This is a genomic window from Luteolibacter flavescens (assembly GCF_025950085.1).
GTDB classification, from domain to species: domain Bacteria; phylum Verrucomicrobiota; class Verrucomicrobiia; order Verrucomicrobiales; family Akkermansiaceae; genus Haloferula; species Haloferula flavescens.
This window is the reverse complement of the sequence record NZ_JAPDDS010000018.1, coordinates 30,900-46,649: the sequence shown is the minus strand read 5'-3', so window position 1 is coordinate 46,649 and position 15,750 is coordinate 30,900. Positions and strand designations below refer to the sequence as shown.

Below are 15,750 nucleotides of genomic sequence, written 5' to 3'. Positions count from 1 at the left end.
TTGTTCGCGTCCTGCACGCCCCTTTCGATGACCGGTGCTGACTTCGCCGTGACGGATGCCGCCGCGCGCTCCACGGGAAAGCATGTGCGGGTGGAAGACGGGAAGAAGGCACGCCCTCTCTATCAGAACAGAGACAGCAAGGTTCTCTCCCAGGTCTCTTTCTTCACGCCACTGCATCCTGAGCACGAGTTCGACTCATTCGTCGGGGGATTCACCGGCGGCACCGAACGCCGTGGCGGCAAGATGACCCGGAGAACGCAGTGGTCTTACCGGGGAGTGCAGGTGACCGAGCAACTTCACGACTACGGCCCGGGTGCCAAGCACGGTTTGCAATACTGCCAGTCCCTCTTCGCGAGACTTCCCAAGAAGGTGGTGATCGTGGAATCGATGGCAGTCACGTCCGATCCCTCGAAGGTGAAAGGAGACGATCTGATGAAGTCGATCCTGGCCAGCCAGACGACGAACTGAAAGGCTCCCGATTCCCCGGCCTACTTCCCGCCGAACCAACGCCGGATCTTGCCAAATAGGCTGGACGAGACATCCGCACCAGGAAGCGGCGGAGGGGATCCGGCAGACGCAGCCCCGGGCACCGGGAATGGCGGTGGCCCCTGGCGTTTGGCCGGGTGGCGGATTTCCGGCTGGAAGCCGTGGCGCTTCAGCAGGGCCATAGCGCGCTTGTGAAGGCCTGCATGGCGCTCGGCATCGACCATCGTGAGATAGTTCGCGAAGCCGCCGACGCGAGCGAGGATGCGGTCGCCGCTGCCACGCCATGTGCAGCCGACAGGGCCGGTCTTTTCCATGCGATGGAGCAGCGCCTTGAACTTGCGGACATCGTCGCGCGGCACGGACAGGCGCTCGTTGACGGTGAGGCCCGTCACATCATGGCGGCGTCCCTTGCCGAGCGTGCGCAGCTTGTCCGGGTGGAGGTGGAAGCCCTCCTCCTCGATCACGCGGCGGACCTGCCAGAGCAGCTTGCGCCCGGCATCGCGGTCGCCGGACTTCGTGGAAAAGGTCAGGTCGTCAGCATAGCGCGTGTAGGCAAAGCCGTGCTTGCGCGCGATGCCCGCCATGCGCGCGTCAAAGCGGCGGCACAGCAGGTTCGTGATCGCCGGGCTCGTCGGCGCTCCCTGCGGCAGATGACGGACACCCGTGGCGACCTGCCACGTCTGGCCATCCAGCTCCACCTCCTCGACCGGCGGCTCCGTGCAAAGCTGGGCGAAGATGGTCGCGACCGAGCGCGAATAGCCGAGCGCATGGAAGAGCCCGAAGACGCGCGGCCATGTGATATTCGGGAAGAAGTCGCGCAGGTCGAGATTGATCACCTGCGATGACCCGACGTGCGGCGAGGCATTCGTAAGGATCGACCGCTCGCGGAGGAAGCCGTGCGCGGCCTCATGCACCGGCACCTTGTTCAGGATCTGCTCCAGGATACAGTGCTGCGCCCGCTTCAGCCGCGGCATGGGTGCAGAGATCAGGCGATGGCCGCCCGCCTTCTTCGGCATCAGGAAGCGCCGGTAGTGGCTGATCTTCTCGACCTTCCGCCCGTAGGCGAGGAAGCGCAGCTCGCCCACCTCCATCACCATCGACTGCGCGAGCGCGCGGTGATTTGGAAAGTCCGGCAGCCCGTGGCGCGCCAGCCGGTCGTGACGCGACTCCAGTTGATTGAGACCCGTGGAGGCATCGTCGCCGAGGTGGAGGATCTCGTCCCTCTTCCGCCGCTCCCATGCCTCGGCACGGGCCTGGCGCTCCTGCTCGCGGCGCGCCTTCGTTTCCTTCTGCTTGCGGCGCGATTCGACGAGGCGTTCGCGACGCATCTCCTTCAGCGCCGCCTCGCGGTTCTGATAGCGGCGCTGCTGCGCGGTGAGCGAGCGGAGGTCCGCTACCAGATCCGCCTCGCGCTTGAGCAAGGCCTCCGGGATGGCGGTCTCGGCGGTGCCGGGCTTCCAAAAGCCCTTCCGGATCATCTCCTCGAGGATGACCTTGTCACGGCTGCCGGCGGCGCGGATGCGATCGTAGATTTCCTGGCGTTCGGACATGGTCGGATCAGGCACGACGGGAGGAAATCGACAGCGGCGGGCGGCGTCTTCGTGCAACTCGGAGGACCGGGCTGCTCAACTCAAGCGGCACCCCTACCAGTGCGTCAGTTCGCTTCACGGAAGCCGGACCGGAACTGACGCACTGGTAGGGTAGTGCCGCACAGTCACGAGCTGACCGGTGAAGCGTTGCAAGGCTGTGAACATGGACGGCGATACGCCGACCGGATGGCAAGATCCACACCCCCGCCGCTGTCGAAATAAATCTATGGCGCGGAAGAGCGGCACCGAAAGATAAATCATCGGTCCTCGTCTTCATTTCGCCGAAAAATGGTAGCGCGCCTTTGCCATGCGGACCGCGAGGACATGCTCGCAGGGCCCCATGCGCAGGCGGTTCTGTTGGAAAAAATTGCACGAGCACTTCGCACGCACGAGACGCTCGTCGGAGTCGATCACCGCCTCCACGGGATAGCGCGCCTTGCCATCGTCCACGACACCCGCGATCTGGCGCTCGCCGATGCGCTCCTCGACTTCCACCTTCACGGAGCCGCGTTGGAATAGCTCGCGCGCCTTTGCCTCTCGTTCATTCGAGAAGCGCAGGCGATCGAGCGGCAAGGGCTCGCGGCTGAGCGCGCGGGCACGCCACACGTCATCGCCCGGGTCCTTTACCACCAGCCCGGCCTGTGTGCCCGCGACCAGCGCGCCGAGCACGTCGGCCTGCGGCATGGAGAGCTGCGCGGCGAGCGACGAGTCGCTTGCAAACCAGCTCTTGTTCAGCGCGCCGAGCACCATCTCCACCGCCTCGGTCGAGACCGCGGTGCGCGGGGCCATGAGGTCGAATTGACCGGCACGCGACCAGTCATTCGCCGTCCAGCCGGAGAGGCCCAGCGTGAAATTCAGCGCGCCCATGTCCACCTGCCAGTAGGACGGCATGCCGTAGCCTAACAGCTTCACCTTCACCCGGCGTGCGAGCGGGATCATCGCCTCCAGCACCAGCAGGCGGCGGCGCCCCCACAGGCGGATCTCCGTGGCCTCGCGCGCATGGTGGAAGGAGCGGCGGCAGACGATCTCCGTGCCCCACGGATCGACGACGATCACCGGCGGCTGGCCCGGAGTGAGGCGGAAGCGCAGGGAACGCGGGCCGTGCTTCTCCTTCTTCCGCTTCAGATGAAAGCAGATCGCGTGGAAGTCCATCGGATCGAGCTCCACGTCGGTGCCATCAAGCGTCATCGCCGAGCTGACCTGCAGGAACCCGCGGACCCAGGAATCCGGGACGTCGATCTTTTCCTCGCGATACGAGGGGTCCTCGCCGGTCTTCACCTCGAAGCCGCCGGGATCGATCGCGAGCGCGGTCTCCTTGTAATCGCGGATCTTGCGGAACTCGTCGTACAAGGGCGCCGAGTAGTCGATGTTCGTCGTGCCGCAGGTAAAGTCGCCGACCTTCTCAAAGACATCGTGCGTGCAGGACAGCCGCGCGTAGCTCGACTCGTCCTGGCTGAAGCACTCGAAGAAGACCTGGTCCGGATGCACCGTGATGACGGGATCGAGGACGATCCACAGCATGCGCTCCCACTTGTAGATGTGGTCGAAGTAGCGCTGCTTCGCCTCGCGGAAGGGCTTCATCACCTCCCACTTCCGTGCGCGGAGTTCATCGAGTTCCTGCCGCGCAGTGGCGACCTGGCCCTTGATCTCGCCGGCGCGCTCCATGAACTCGGCCAGCCACAGCTCCTCCTGCGCGGCGGCCCATGCCTTGTAGTCCTCTCGCTCCTTCGGCTTCCAGCGCAGGTCGCCGGTGACGACGCGGTGCATCGCGCAGATGGCCTCGCGGAAGGTCAGCTTGTCGCGCAGCAGGCCATTGAAAGCCATCGGCGGACGCCCCCCATCTGGGACGAAGGTCATCGCCGTCGTCCGCGGGGTGGAGCCGACGCGCGAGAAGCCGCGGTATTGATACTGGAAGATCATGACGGCTCGCGGACGGGGACGGGACGGGGTTTCAGCGGGCTCTCGACCTGCGGCCAGCGGCGGCGGAGCGCATCGAGGATGCGGATCATCCCCGCCTTGTCCTGGATGGCCACGGTGCCCGACTGGCGGGCGAGCAGCGGCACGACAAGGCGCGCGATGCCTTCATCGGCAAGCGACTGCTTCTCGAGGAAAGCCATCACGCGCTGCTTCGCCACGCGCCCTGCACCGATGCGGGACAGGACAGTGCGGAAGTAGAGATCGAGCGCCGCGATGCGCTCGGTGGATCCGCTCGCGTGGCGCTCGAGGTAATTCGTCGCGAAGAGCTGGATCTCCGTCGCCGGATGCTGGCTGAAGCGCAGCAGATAGACCGGCCCATCTTCCTCGCGGAACAGGCGCGTCACCAGCTCGCGTCCGAAATCGCGCGCGGGCCGGTGATTCGAATCGCACACCGCCACCAGCGATTCCGGCGTCCAGTCGCCATCGCGGATCTCACGGCGGCAGAAGGCGAAGGCGCGTTCGCGGCCATCCTCGTAGGGACTCTCTAACAAACGCAGCACCAGTCCCGGCTCGCTGCGCAGCAGACCGGCATCGCGCTCCAGCGCAACAAACGCCCACTCGCGCACGGCGACCAGCGGATGAACCGCCCACGCGACCAGATCCTGCGTCTCGAATGGCCCGCTCTCCCGCTGAAGCAGCGCGAAGCCGAGCATCTGCCCGTGATCGTAGCGCGACTCCAGCATGCGGCGGAACGAATCCGCAGGGATCGCATCCAGCTCATTGGCGAAGGACTCGGTAAGCAGCGTGTGAACCGAGGCGTGCAGGCCTTCGAAGGATTCCTCGCGGAAAAGCAGCGGATACCACTGCAGCACCAGTTCGCGGGCCGCTGCACGATCGCGGCTGGCGACGCGGCCGAGCAACGGAGCGGCGCCTTCGCGCAGTTCCGCGTGCTTTGACACGGCACAAGCCGCCAGCACCTCGGTGCGCGAGGCCAGCTCGTGATCGGAAAGTTTTCCTAACAGCTCCATGCCGAGCTTCCGCACGGAGGTGAAGTCCGACGACACCGCGGCCAGCAGCAAGCTTTCCGGGAGACCGGCAGGCGAGGTCGATTTCAGCAGCACCTGCACCGCGAGCAATTGGCAGGCCTCCAGCGGATGCGACGCCAGTTCGGCGAGATGCGAGGGTGGCAGCGCCTGAACTTCACCCGGCGCAAGCAGCAGGAGGAAATCGACCGCCGGACCGGCGAGCGCCTCGCTTTCCTCTTCCAAGGCAAGAAGCGCGGAGACCACGCGAGCCACGAGTTCCTTCCGCGAGTCCGCCGGGATGATGGTCGCGCGCAGCAGATCGCGCACGGCGAGGCGAGAATCCTCGTGCTTGAGGAAAGCCGCCGAGGCCAGGAACGCCGAGTCACCTACGGCAACCGTCGCCACCTGCCGCAGCCACGCGATGCCCTGCACCCGCGCCTCATCCAGCGAGGACTCCAGCATCGCGAGCAGCAGCGGGAGATCGGGCGCGGAGGGATTCCACCGTGCGCGGGCGATCTCCAGGCCGAGCGCACCGGTCTCGGCGAACCACGAGCCGAGCAGGTCGGCCACAAAGCCAACGTCGGCTTCCTCGATGAAAGCGGGATTTGCCCGCCAGATGCGGAGCGCGAATTGCTGCACCTCGCGTGTCCGCGCATGGCGGAGCAGATGCATCACCGCATCCGGTGCCTGGTCCCATAGATGGGGGTAGGGCTCCTCGCGGGTGAGCGCCTCGCCGCGCTTCTCGCCGATGAAGCGCCAGATGACCTTGCTGTAGGTCTGCTCGACATTTCCACCCGCACCGCGCAGCAGCCAGATGAAGGCGAATGACGAGCTGTAGCGCGGGTACCAAGTCTTCCGCACGATATTGCGGCGCGTGGTGACGTCCCAGGTGTAGGTCGAGGTGGAGGTCTCCTGCGGCTTGTCCGTGGCATCGTCGTAGGCCAGCAGCAGGCCGGTCGCGAGCGGGACGAAAAGCGCGGCATCGCCACTGTCCCCCGCCACGGTGAAAAGACGCACCGGGCGGCGGCGCAGGTAGTTCCGCGTGCCGCTGGTATAGGCAGGCTGCGGCGCGCCCTTTGGCAGTCGCCACGGCATCGGGCCGGTGGACCCCGTGGTGTCAAAGCGGCGGACGCACTGGCCGTAGAGCTCCGCATCAAAACGGAACTCCGATGACTTTAGTACTTGGCGGAAAAACGGCATCGTCCCTCGTCCAACAAGCAGCAGCCGCACGAGCTCGTGGACCACCTCCCGCACCCAGCCATGGCGGGCGGCGAGGATCATGAGGGCGGACGGCAGGCCCGCATGCTGGCCGATGCGCAGCTCCTGCTCGACCACCTCGCGGAATCCGGTCGCGGCCCCGGAGCGGAACCTCGCGGCCACCTCCTCCGGCAATCCCGCGGCGGGATCCTCCTCCTCGGGCGTGAGCGAAGCCTTCGCCTCGGCGATCATCGCGAGCACCCACGGGGCGGCTGCGGCTGCGCGCTTCGCCATCATGTCGAGGACGACCGAGTGCTTCGACTCGCCGCAGCGACCGATCGCCCAGGCAGCGCACCAGAGATCCATGGGAGCCTGCATGCGCGTGCCGATGGAGGCGATGTCATCGGCGGACTCACGCATCATCCACGCGCCCGCACGCCAGAGCACGCGGGAAAGCTTCCAGCCCGGCTTGCCCGTCACCGTTCCTGCGGCCTCGTCCTTCAGACGACGCCGGATGGCGACGCGTCGCGGATCATCCGATGCAACGGAGGGAGCCGACACCGAGGGCAAAGCTGCAGGCAGGCCGGACTCGCCCGCGACCTTGTAGCCCTTCTGGATCTTTTCGGACACGAGCGCCTCGAAGATCTGCTCGGCCTTTGCACGCGACTCGGGGAAGGGCGTCTTCGTCCCCTCGCGCAGTGTCGCACCGCGGCGACCGTAGCGGAAATTCACCAGGAACTCACCGACACCCGCCTCACAGAGGTCCACTTCATAGACCTTGTCGGAGTTACCCTCGCGGAAATGCAGGCGGCTTTGACGGACGAGTTTCAAGGATCGCTGATAGAGGAAGTCGTATCGACTCCAACCAAACAAGCGGTCCCTTGACCGGGCAAGCGAAATGGACCGCGACGTGCAATCTTCACACGTCATAGGCCTGCGCGATGAAACAACTTGCGATTTCGATTTCCCCGCGTGTGCTGCGCCTGCTGGAGTGATGCCATGGATCTCCTGAAACGCCCGCCCTTCCCCGCCCGCGTGTCATGAATGTCGGCTACATCGCCATGAGCGGGCTGCGGCTCGTGGATGCGGAGCTGCTCCAGCTCGGCCTGTCCTTTCCCGCCGTGGCGCGGCGGGCACGGGAGATCGAGGCGCTGCCGTCGCTGGGCCTGCTGACGCTGGCAGGCATGTCGCCGCCACACATCGGCGCGGAGTACCGGGAAGTACGAGACATCTCGGAGGTGCCGGACCGCTTCGACGCCATCGCCCTCTCGACCCTGAGTGCCACCTCGAAGGAAGCCTACGCGATGGCCGCCAGATTTCGCGAAAAGGGCATCCCCGTCATCCTCGGCGGGCTGCATGCCACGCTCGCGCCGCAGGAGGCGGCCCGGCACGTGGACTCCGTGGTGATCGGCGAGGGCGAACCGGTGTGGCCTGAGGTGCTGCGCGACCTGGAGCGGGGCGAACTGAAGCCGATCTACGATGCCCGTAGTAGGGGACCCTTCGATTTCAAGGAGGCGCCGATGCCGCGCTTCGACCTGCTCTCCCCGGACCGCTACCCGCGCTTCACCGTGCAGACCCAGCGCGGCTGCCCGTATGCCTGTGAATTCTGCGCGGCCTCGATGAGACTTTCGCCTTCATTTCGCACGAAGCCCGTCGGGAAGGTAATCGCCGAAGTGAGGCGACTGAAGGAACTCTTCGGCCGCCCCTTCGTGGAATTCGCCGATGACAATACTTTCGCTGACAAGCGCCATGGCCACGCCCTGATGACCGCGCTGCAAAAGGAAGGCCTGCGCTGGTTCACCGAGACCGACGTGTCCGTCGCCGATGACGAGGACCTGCTGAAGATGATGCGCGACGCCGGCTGCCACCAGGTACTGATCGGCTTCGAGAGCCCGCGCTACGAGTCGCTGGATGGCGTGGAAATGAAGTCGAACTGGAAGGCCCGCCGCACCGACCGCTACCTGCGTGCCGTGGAGACCATCCAGCGCCACGGCATCACGGTGAATGGCTGCTTCATCCTCGGCCTCGATGGCGATGGCCCGGAGAGCTTCGAGCACGTCTTCCGCTTCGTGGAGGAAAGCGGGCTCTACGACGTGCAGGTGACCTATCTCACGCCCTTCCCCGGCACGCCGCTGTGGAAGCGCCTGTCGGAAGAAGGCCGCCTGCTCTCCGAGGAAGCGACCGAGCGCAGCACGCTCTTCGACATCAACTTCCGCCCCACCGACATGAGCGTGGATGAATTGAAGGGCGGCTTCCGCGATCTCACGCGGCGGCTCTACGCACCGGAATTCGTGGAGCAGCGCAGCAAACGCTTCCGCGGCCACCTGCGGGCTAGGGTGCGCGGGAGGTAGCCACCCGGCGGGAAGCTTGCAGATGAAGCGACCATTTCCTTCCATTCAATCATGCGCATCCTTGACCCCCTCCTCTTCCTCACCGGCCATCGCGGCGCGATCGAGCGCATCGCCGCGACGCGCCATGCATGGATCGTCGGCGCGATCCTGGTGCTGAGCGCCGGCATCGCGCGGAACTACGACCACCTCGACCTGTTGCGGAATCCGGAGTGGTTCATCGGTCCCTTCGCGGCGTCGATGGTTTCCATCGTCTTCATTTTCCTGTGGATCAGCGGCCCCTTGAAGCTGTTCAAGCTTGGCAGGGGAGGCCCGCAATTCCTCGCCTTCCTGACATTCGCATGGCTGACCGCGCCTTGCGCCTGGATCTACGGCATTCCCGTGGAGTCGATGACGGACATGGTCACCGCGACGAAGTGGAACATCGCCTTCCTCGCGATCGTGTCGCTGTGGAGGGTCGCCCTCATGACCCGCATGGTCGCGGTGCTCACCGGCGTGACGCACATGCGGGCGCTCCCCCTGATCCTCGCGCCCGCAGCCTTGGAGATGATGGTGGGCTCATTTTTCAAAAGCCTGTCACTGATCCAGATCATGGGCGGCGTGCGTCTGCCGCCTCATACGGAACTGCTCCAGCAGGCATCGCAATTCACCACCATCGCGTCCTTCTGGGTCTTCGTCGTGGTGATCATCCAAAGCATCTACTACAGGTCACGGCCTGCATTCTCGCCACTATCCCGTCCGCCAGCACCGCTGCCGAAATCGTGGATCGCGCTGGCATCCACGGCGCTCGTCCTATGGGCCATCGCGGCGGTGCCTTTCCATCCACGGATCGCCAACCGCGACCGATTGACGTCCTTGATCGATGCGAAAGATTATAGGGAAGCCATCGAGTTCGCTTCGGCGAGGACCCGTGCCGACTTCCCCCCGCACCACTACCTCCCGCCCGAACCCGATGGCTACCGATTCCCTTTCGAATTGCTGGAAGCCCTGCCCGCCGATGCGCCGGACTGGCTCCGCAGGGAGTGGGAGTCGAGTGCCATCGATGCCCTCTGGTTCAACCTCCCCTACAGCAGCGAAAGATGGGAGGACATGGAACGCCGACTGCCGAAAATCACCGCACTCATGAGAGCGAGGGCCGATGAGATTCGACAGGCCAGACCACGCAACTCCGACGAGATGGATTTTCTCCGGCGCTTCGACTCGATCACCAAGCCCCAAGCCACGAAACCCTCGACCCCTCTTTCACCGGAACCATGAACCTCACCCTTCGCCTCTGCCTGCCCGCCATGCTCGCTCTCTCCGCTTGCAGCAGCCCGGATATCCCGCGCATGCCCGGCCCACCTTCGTCCGCACTCACCGTGGCGGGGATCCGCGCGGATTCCGATCAGCGATTCAATGCACTGTTAGAAGGAGCCACGGACAATACCATCATCACGAACTACGCGACCGACCGGCCCTCGACGTGGGGGAAGAATTTCACGCGGCGTCTCGATTTCACCGGTGTGGCGTGGGACGACACGCGCACTGCCACGGCCGTGTCCCCGCTGCACGTGGTGATGGCCGCGCACTACCAGCGGCCCGTCGGGTCGAAGGTGGTCTTCCATGATCGTGGCGGACGCCCCCACCAGCGCACCCTCGTCGCCGTGGAGTCGCTCACCGGCATCGCCGACGTGGCCGTGGGCAAGCTGGATGCACCGCTGCCCTCCGGCGTGAAGCCCTATCGCGTGCTGCCGCCTTCCGGTGACTATGGATCGCTCGCGGGATGCCTGGCCATCGTGACCGACCAGCAGCGGCGGGCTTTCGTCCATGAGATTTATAGCATACAGAACGGCTCGCTTGCATTCAGCCACGCAAACCGGCTCTCACCGCTGGTGAGGAAGAATCTCGTCACCGGCGACTCCGGTCATCCGTCCTTCCTGCTCGTCGGCGGAGAGATGGTACTCATCGGGACGCACACCTTCGGCGGGCCGGGCAAAGGTCCCTTCTACTCATCGCCCGCGGTCTACCGCGGGGTGAATGCCGCGATGGCCAAGCTCGGCGGCGGCTATCAACTCGGCACCGTCCCGCTCGCGCTGTAAATTCTTCGTCACTTCACCGAATTATCATCGAAGTTGTGATATTGGCGCGTAGTTATCGCTATCACGACATGCGTCACCTTCTCCTCATCGCAGCCCTCGCCTGCCCCCTCGTCGCCTCCGGACAAGGCAACTTCGCCCAGGAATTCCACAACGCCCGGAAGATCGAAAGCACCGACATCGCCGCGGCGTCCGAGGGGATGACGCGGAGCTTTCACAAGGCCATCGAGGCCGGGAATGCGGACTATGCCACGGCCGCGGGAGCGAGTGCCTGCGAACTCATCTACCGGCAGGGCAAGAACGTCGAGGCAGGCAAGCTCGCCCGCGAGGTGATCGATGCGCTGGACGCATTTCCTGTCGAGGGCTTCCAAGGCGATGCCGTCCGCCGTTGCACGATCTTCGGCTATCTGGAGCGCGGCCTGATGATGGAGGGCAAGATCGGAGCCGCTCTCCAGGCAAACCGCGCCGGGGCGGAAACGCTGCGCGGGAAGAAGCTCAGATCCGACGGCAATGGCGCACCGATCACCGTGTCGGAGGTCATCGTGCTGCCCGCCGGTCTGCGGTCGGTCGGCTGGCGACTCATCGAGCGCGAGGCGAACCTGCTCGACCACATCGGCCGCACGGCAGAGGCGCGCGCACTGCTGGATGAAGCGGCGGCACATCTGGGCCAGCAGGGTCGGAAGCTCGCACCAGTGGAGCATTTCTATGCATCGAAGCTGCTGGCCACACGGGCCGACCTCCTGGATTTCCTCGGTTACGAGGAGGAGGCCATCCGACTCCAGCGAGAACTGCTTGCGAGCGGGCTGATGGACAAGAAGAGCGGCCCTCTGAAGCCCATCCTGCAACTGAACCTGCTGCGCAATCTCTCCCAATGGGAGGGCCCTTCCGAGGAAATCCTGGCCGAGGCAAAGCAAGCCGCCGCGGATGCGAAGCAGGCCGGAGGAGGGCGCGGCACCGAGCGCCTGGTCGCCAAGATGGAGCTCGACCTGAAGGAGTCGAAGGCGGCGCTGGAAGCGATGCGAGAGGGAGCCGCATTCGAGAAGTCCATCGGCCACCTCCACGACGCGCTCTATGCGGACCGCGACTATCTCGTCAGCCGGGCAAATGCCGGGGATGAAGGACTGGATGCGGAATTCACCGGCCTGCTGGAGCGGATGCGCGCGCAGGGCAACAAGCGCGGCGAGCCCACGCTCTACCGCGAGTATGGCAACTACCTGCTCGAACGGGACCGGCCGATGGAAGCCGTGGCAATGTTCACCGAAGCGCTGCGGCTCACCCGCTCCTTCGGCTGGGTATTGCATGAGCCGTCGCTGCTTTCGAAGCTCTTCAAGGCGCGATTCGAAGCAGGCGATCTCGCCGGGGCGCGGGCGGTCCTTGCGGAGTTCGACGCCTTCCTCGCGAAGCATTCCGACATCCCCGCGGCACGGCGGGTGCTGGCCGAGACGGGGCGCGCGGTCGCACTCGCACGATTGGGAGAAATGGACGCCGCGAAGGCCGCGCTCGCCAGCGCGAGGAAGCTCGCCACCGACCTGCCGGATCATCGCAAGGAGTGGCTGACCCCGGAGATGGAGGCGCGTCTCATGAAGCTGACGTCGCCGACCCCCGCCACGGTGGCACAGCTCCAACCACTAACCGTGCAGCCGCTGGAAATCACCAGCATCGCCGCCCCGGGAAAAAGCGCGCGGACCCGCTTCACCGTGTTCAATTCCAATCCGACCGGCGTGAAAGGATCGCTGGTGATCAGCGGACCGGGTGCTGCGATCGCGGGCGATGACGTCCGCTTCGAAGCTGGCAAACCGGTGTCACAGGTCCGCATCGCTCGCTCCATCTCCTCGGGGGGAGATGTTTCCATCACCGCGATCATGGCCTCCGGAAAGGGCGCCGCGGCCGTGGCCAGCGTGGCGTGGGATCATGCGGATCAAAAGCCCGGAGCCGCCACGCTGTGGAATGTGAGCTGGGACGAGGCTGCCACCGGCAGCGTGGTGCTGGACGCCAGCGCGCTCGCGACGAGCCCCTTCCGCTCGGTGGTCCTTTTCCACGAACTCGCGGCACCCGCACACGAGGCCGATGGGATATCCTTCCGCCTGGTGTCTAAGGTGCCGCTGCGCTTCGAGTACTATGACCCCCGTAGCCAATCCCTCCTCGGTGTGGATGCGAATGGCAACGGCGATTTCACGGAGAAAGGCGACCTCTACTTCCAGGGCAGCACCGGCGCTGCCGCGGCATTGGTCCCCGCCGGTCCCGGCGACAAGCCGCTCGGCGTGGAGATCCGCATCTTCGCCATCGATGGCAGCCCCGCCGCTTCGGAGGCGGAGCCCCTGATCCTTGCCGCCGAGGTCTTCCGCGATGGAGAATGGCGCATGGAGGCGGAGAACACGCTGGAGTGACAAGTGGGGCCGGAGACATTTCGTCCTATCTTCCGCCGCGTTTACGTGCGGGGCCAATGCGCGGAACTTTCCATACGTTCTTGAAACCGAGATCCTCCGAATCAAAGGCCCTGCCTTGAGAAAAGCTCCAATCCGGGCCTCCAACCGAGCACCCAGCCCAAGGCTCCAACCGGGCACCTCTTTGTCCCGAAGGGACTTCGCAACAGAGCCCCGGGTTGCGAGGCACGAGCTACCCGGGGAAATGATCGGCAGGCAAGCCTACCTCGAAGAGGTTGTGTAAAGGGCGGACACACCGGCGCGGCGCTTTGCACAACGCCGTTTGCGTAGGAAATCACACGCGATCGGAGACCCAGGGTAGCTTCGCAACCCCGGGCTTCAGGATGCAGTCCCGTCGGGACAGGTTGGGACAGATCGTGTCGCGACCAGATCACACGGGGACCGTCGAATTCGAGGAGACATCCAGCAAAGGCCCACACCGACTTCCCTACGATTTCCCGGAGAAGCGCGACTCTCACCGCGCCTTCGCCTTGTCGGACTTCTTCCAGAATTCGATGCCCGCGGGCGTTTCGTGGTCCACGAGCAACCACAGCTCGCGGGCCAGCGATGCCTGGCTGATGAGGTCGGGCGCGGGTGACTTCTTCCACTCGGCGTAGTGATGCGCGGCGTTCTTCACGGCGCGCTGGTGGTAGGCCTTGTCGCCGGTGGCGCGGTAGAGTTCCAGATCCGCCTCCACCATCAGGTGCGCCCACTTGATGGGGTCGCGATACGCTCCGGTGCCGCGGTCGAGCAGACCCTCCGCGGCCTTCCCCATGCGGAGCGCTTCATCGAGGTAGTAGCGCTCGCCGGTGCGGGCGTGGAGCGAGAGGAAGACCCGCAGCATCAGCCCGGCATTGTAGGTGAGCTGGTCTCGGTTGACCGCCTTGGTCTTCACGTTGATCGCGTCCGAGAAAAGTCCGTTGGGCGCCTGCAGCGTCTTCACCGTCCACACCGTGATCTTTTCGCCGAAGGCATTCCACTTCGCCGCGGCGGGCTCCTTCTCGAATCTCGCAAGCCGGAAGCACCCCAGCGCGCCGGGGCCGTTCACGCAGGTGTTCTTGCAGTCGCCATTGTGCTTCTCGTGCCACCAGATCCCGCCGCCCGCTTCCTCGTCCCAGCCGCTCACCACGAATTCCAGCGTCTCCTCGGCACGCTTGAGATAGCGCGACTCGCCGGTCAACTCGTAGGCCTCGAGGAAGGTGAGCACCATCCACGCATTGTCGTCGTAGTACTTGTCATTCCCACCCTGGGTGCGGGCAGGCTCGTAGCCGGGGATCTTCACCTTCACGTCCCAGTAGGCGTCCATGCCCTCGAAAAACTTCCGCATCACCGGGCGATACTTCTTGTCGTGCCGCGCGGCGCCGACGACCGCGGAGAACATCACGCCGCTGCCCCAGATCATGTCCGGGTCCTTGCCGCCGGACTTCGACGCGTAGAGGCCCGACTTCCGGTCCCAGAAATTCTCCTGGATCGACTCCGTGACTTCGACGGCACGCTCCAGATGAACCGATGGCGCGGCCACCGCGGACAGCAGCATGGCCGGGAAGAGGAGAAGGCGGGCAAGTCTCATGGGCGGAAGTCCGATGACATCTCAAACCACCCGCGACAAGGAGCGGTCGCGCAAGTGCCGCGCGATGTCACAAACTTCCCGCTTGCCAAATTAACTTTGCGATACAAAGTCGCACCGCTTTCACCCCATTGAGCGAACCGCTCCGCTCGAATACTTTGCAATACAAAGCGAATGTCCGCAAGCCTCCAATCCCCTCCCCTCATGCGTCTCCAGATCCGCCGCGCCATGGTGGCCGGCCATGGCACGGAGACGCGCGATGCCCTCGCCCGGCTGGATGCGCGGCTGCGGCGCGGGCCAGTCACGGTGCTGGGCCCGCTCGCCCCGGATGCGGCACTGTGCGAGCTCTATCGCCGCCGCGGCGCGCTGGAGGGAGACCCGCAGGAATACCGCGCCCCCACCCACACCGTGGTGGTGCCGCTGGGCGGCCTGCCGAAGGAGACGCGGAAGCAGTGGAAGGAAAACGGGCACGACCTGCTCGACCTGACGCTCCCCTCGGTGCGGCGCGCGCAGACCTCGCTGAATCTCCTGACGCTGGAGCACTGCAAGCCACTGGTGGCGGGCTACCGCGGGGATGCCGAGAGCCTGGCCATCGCCGGTGAGGCAAAGGGTGCCACCGTGGTGGAGGATGCGGAGCAGGCGGGGCTGCTGCCCTTCGCCCCGAAATTCGGCATCGTCTGCCAGACGCGCATGACCCGCCGCCACGCAACGGTGATGGTGGAGGCGCTGCGGCAGCGCCACCCGGACAGCCGCTTGGTTTTCCTCGATACGACCTCACTCGCGATGTTGGAGCGCGAGCGGTCCGTGGAAGCGCTCAGCCGCTGGGCGGAATCGATCATCGTCGCGGGCGAGGCTGGAGAGGCCTCCGTGCGCGCGCTGATCGAGACGGCCCGGCGGCTGGGTCTCCCCGCGAGGGCCGTGGCGGATGCCGGAGCACTGGAGCCGCGTGACTTCGCAGGCATCCGGCGGATCGGCATCACGGCCGGTGAATTTTCCCCCGATGCCGTGATCGAGGCGATCTCCGCCCGGCTCGAAACCGAGGGCGGGGACGCGGACGCGGACTGAGCGGCGGATTCAGATTTCTTGGACTGGGAGTAAGGCGAAGTGCTGGAGCGCGGGTGGG

10 protein-coding genes are annotated in these 15,750 nt (G+C 65.4%); 6 read left to right on the top strand and 4 right to left on the bottom strand.

Annotated elements, in window-relative coordinates:
• Positions 1–27 precede the first annotated feature (27 nt).
• Positions 28–468, top strand: a complete 441-nt coding sequence (locus OKA04_RS22295; RefSeq protein WP_264503435.1) for a hypothetical protein — start codon at positions 28–30, stop codon at positions 466–468.
• Between the two features lie 20 nt (positions 469–488).
• On the opposite strand, the gene OKA04_RS22290 is transcribed toward OKA04_RS22295, so the two are convergent.
• From OKA04_RS22290 to OKA04_RS22280, 3 genes are all read right to left on the bottom strand, one after another.
• On the bottom strand, positions 489–2,036 hold the full coding sequence (locus tag OKA04_RS22290; protein ID WP_264503434.1) for a reverse transcriptase domain-containing protein: 1,548 nt from the start codon (positions 2,034–2,036) through the stop codon (positions 489–491).
• A 312-nt stretch (positions 2,037–2,348) separates the two neighbouring features.
• Positions 2,349–3,995 carry an SWIM zinc finger family protein gene (locus tag OKA04_RS22285; RefSeq protein ID WP_264503433.1) on the bottom strand — a complete coding sequence of 549 codons (1,647 nt, stop codon included), beginning with the start codon at positions 3,993–3,995 and terminating at the stop codon, positions 2,349–2,351.
• A complete protein-coding gene (locus OKA04_RS22280; RefSeq protein ID WP_264503432.1) occupies positions 3,992–7,045 on the bottom strand; it encodes a WGR domain-containing protein in 3,054 nt (1,017 codons plus the stop codon). Before OKA04_RS22280 ends, OKA04_RS22285 begins: the two co-directional genes overlap by 4 nt.
• Before the next feature lie 209 nt (positions 7,046–7,254).
• On the opposite strand from OKA04_RS22280, the gene OKA04_RS22275 reads away from it, so the two are divergent.
• The 4 genes from OKA04_RS22275 to OKA04_RS22260 all read left to right on the top strand — a co-directional run bounded on the left by OKA04_RS22275 (position 7,255) and on the right by OKA04_RS22260 (position 13,024).
• Complete coding sequence (locus OKA04_RS22275; protein ID WP_264503431.1) at positions 7,255–8,565, top strand: B12-binding domain-containing radical SAM protein; 1,311 nt, start codon at positions 7,255–7,257, stop codon at positions 8,563–8,565.
• Positions 8,566–8,616: 51 nt separating this feature from the next.
• Positions 8,617–9,819 carry a hypothetical protein gene (locus OKA04_RS22270; protein ID WP_264503430.1) on the top strand — a complete coding sequence of 401 codons (1,203 nt, stop codon included), beginning with the start codon at positions 8,617–8,619 and terminating at the stop codon, positions 9,817–9,819.
• Complete coding sequence (locus OKA04_RS22265; protein ID WP_264503429.1) at positions 9,816–10,640, top strand: hypothetical protein; 825 nt, start codon at positions 9,816–9,818, stop codon at positions 10,638–10,640. Before OKA04_RS22270 ends, OKA04_RS22265 begins: the two co-directional genes overlap by 4 nt.
• Before the next feature lie 68 nt (positions 10,641–10,708).
• Positions 10,709–13,024, top strand: coding sequence for a hypothetical protein (locus OKA04_RS22260; RefSeq protein WP_264503428.1), 2,316 nt, complete (start codon positions 10,709–10,711; stop codon positions 13,022–13,024).
• A 511-nt stretch (positions 13,025–13,535) separates the two neighbouring features.
• On the opposite strand, the gene OKA04_RS22255 is transcribed toward OKA04_RS22260, so the two are convergent.
• Entirely contained in the window at positions 13,536–14,630 is a 1,095-nt protein-coding gene (locus tag OKA04_RS22255; RefSeq protein ID WP_264503427.1) for a glycoside hydrolase family 76 protein, read from the bottom strand.
• A 201-nt stretch (positions 14,631–14,831) separates the two neighbouring features.
• Here OKA04_RS22255 and OKA04_RS22250 point away from each other — a divergent pair, with 201 nt between their 5' ends.
• Positions 14,832–15,692: a hypothetical protein gene (locus OKA04_RS22250; RefSeq protein WP_264503426.1), complete on the top strand. Its 861-nt coding sequence runs from the start codon at positions 14,832–14,834 to the stop codon at positions 15,690–15,692.
• Positions 15,693–15,750: the final 58 nt, after the last annotated feature.

Bases quoted from the DNA above. Each gene is read 5' to 3' on its own strand.
- OKA04_RS22260 (WP_264503428.1), top strand. From the start codon at position 10,709: ATGCGTCACCTTCTCCTCATCGCAGCCCTCGCCTGCCCCCTCGTCGCC.
- OKA04_RS22295 (WP_264503435.1), top strand. From the start codon at position 28: ATGACCGGTGCTGACTTCGCCGTGACGGATGCCGCCGCGCGCTCCACG.
- OKA04_RS22250 (WP_264503426.1), top strand. From the start codon at position 14,832: ATGCGTCTCCAGATCCGCCGCGCCATGGTGGCCGGCCATGGCACGGAG.
- OKA04_RS22275 (WP_264503431.1), top strand. From the start codon at position 7,255: ATGAATGTCGGCTACATCGCCATGAGCGGGCTGCGGCTCGTGGATGCG.
- OKA04_RS22285 (WP_264503433.1), bottom strand. From the start codon at position 3,995: ATGATCTTCCAGTATCAATACCGCGGCTTCTCGCGCGTCGGCTCCACC.
- OKA04_RS22255 (WP_264503427.1), bottom strand. From the start codon at position 14,630: ATGAGACTTGCCCGCCTTCTCCTCTTCCCGGCCATGCTGCTGTCCGCG.
- OKA04_RS22290 (WP_264503434.1), bottom strand. From the start codon at position 2,036: ATGTCCGAACGCCAGGAAATCTACGATCGCATCCGCGCCGCCGGCAGC.
- OKA04_RS22270 (WP_264503430.1), top strand. From the start codon at position 8,617: ATGCGCATCCTTGACCCCCTCCTCTTCCTCACCGGCCATCGCGGCGCG.
- OKA04_RS22265 (WP_264503429.1), top strand. From the start codon at position 9,816: ATGAACCTCACCCTTCGCCTCTGCCTGCCCGCCATGCTCGCTCTCTCC.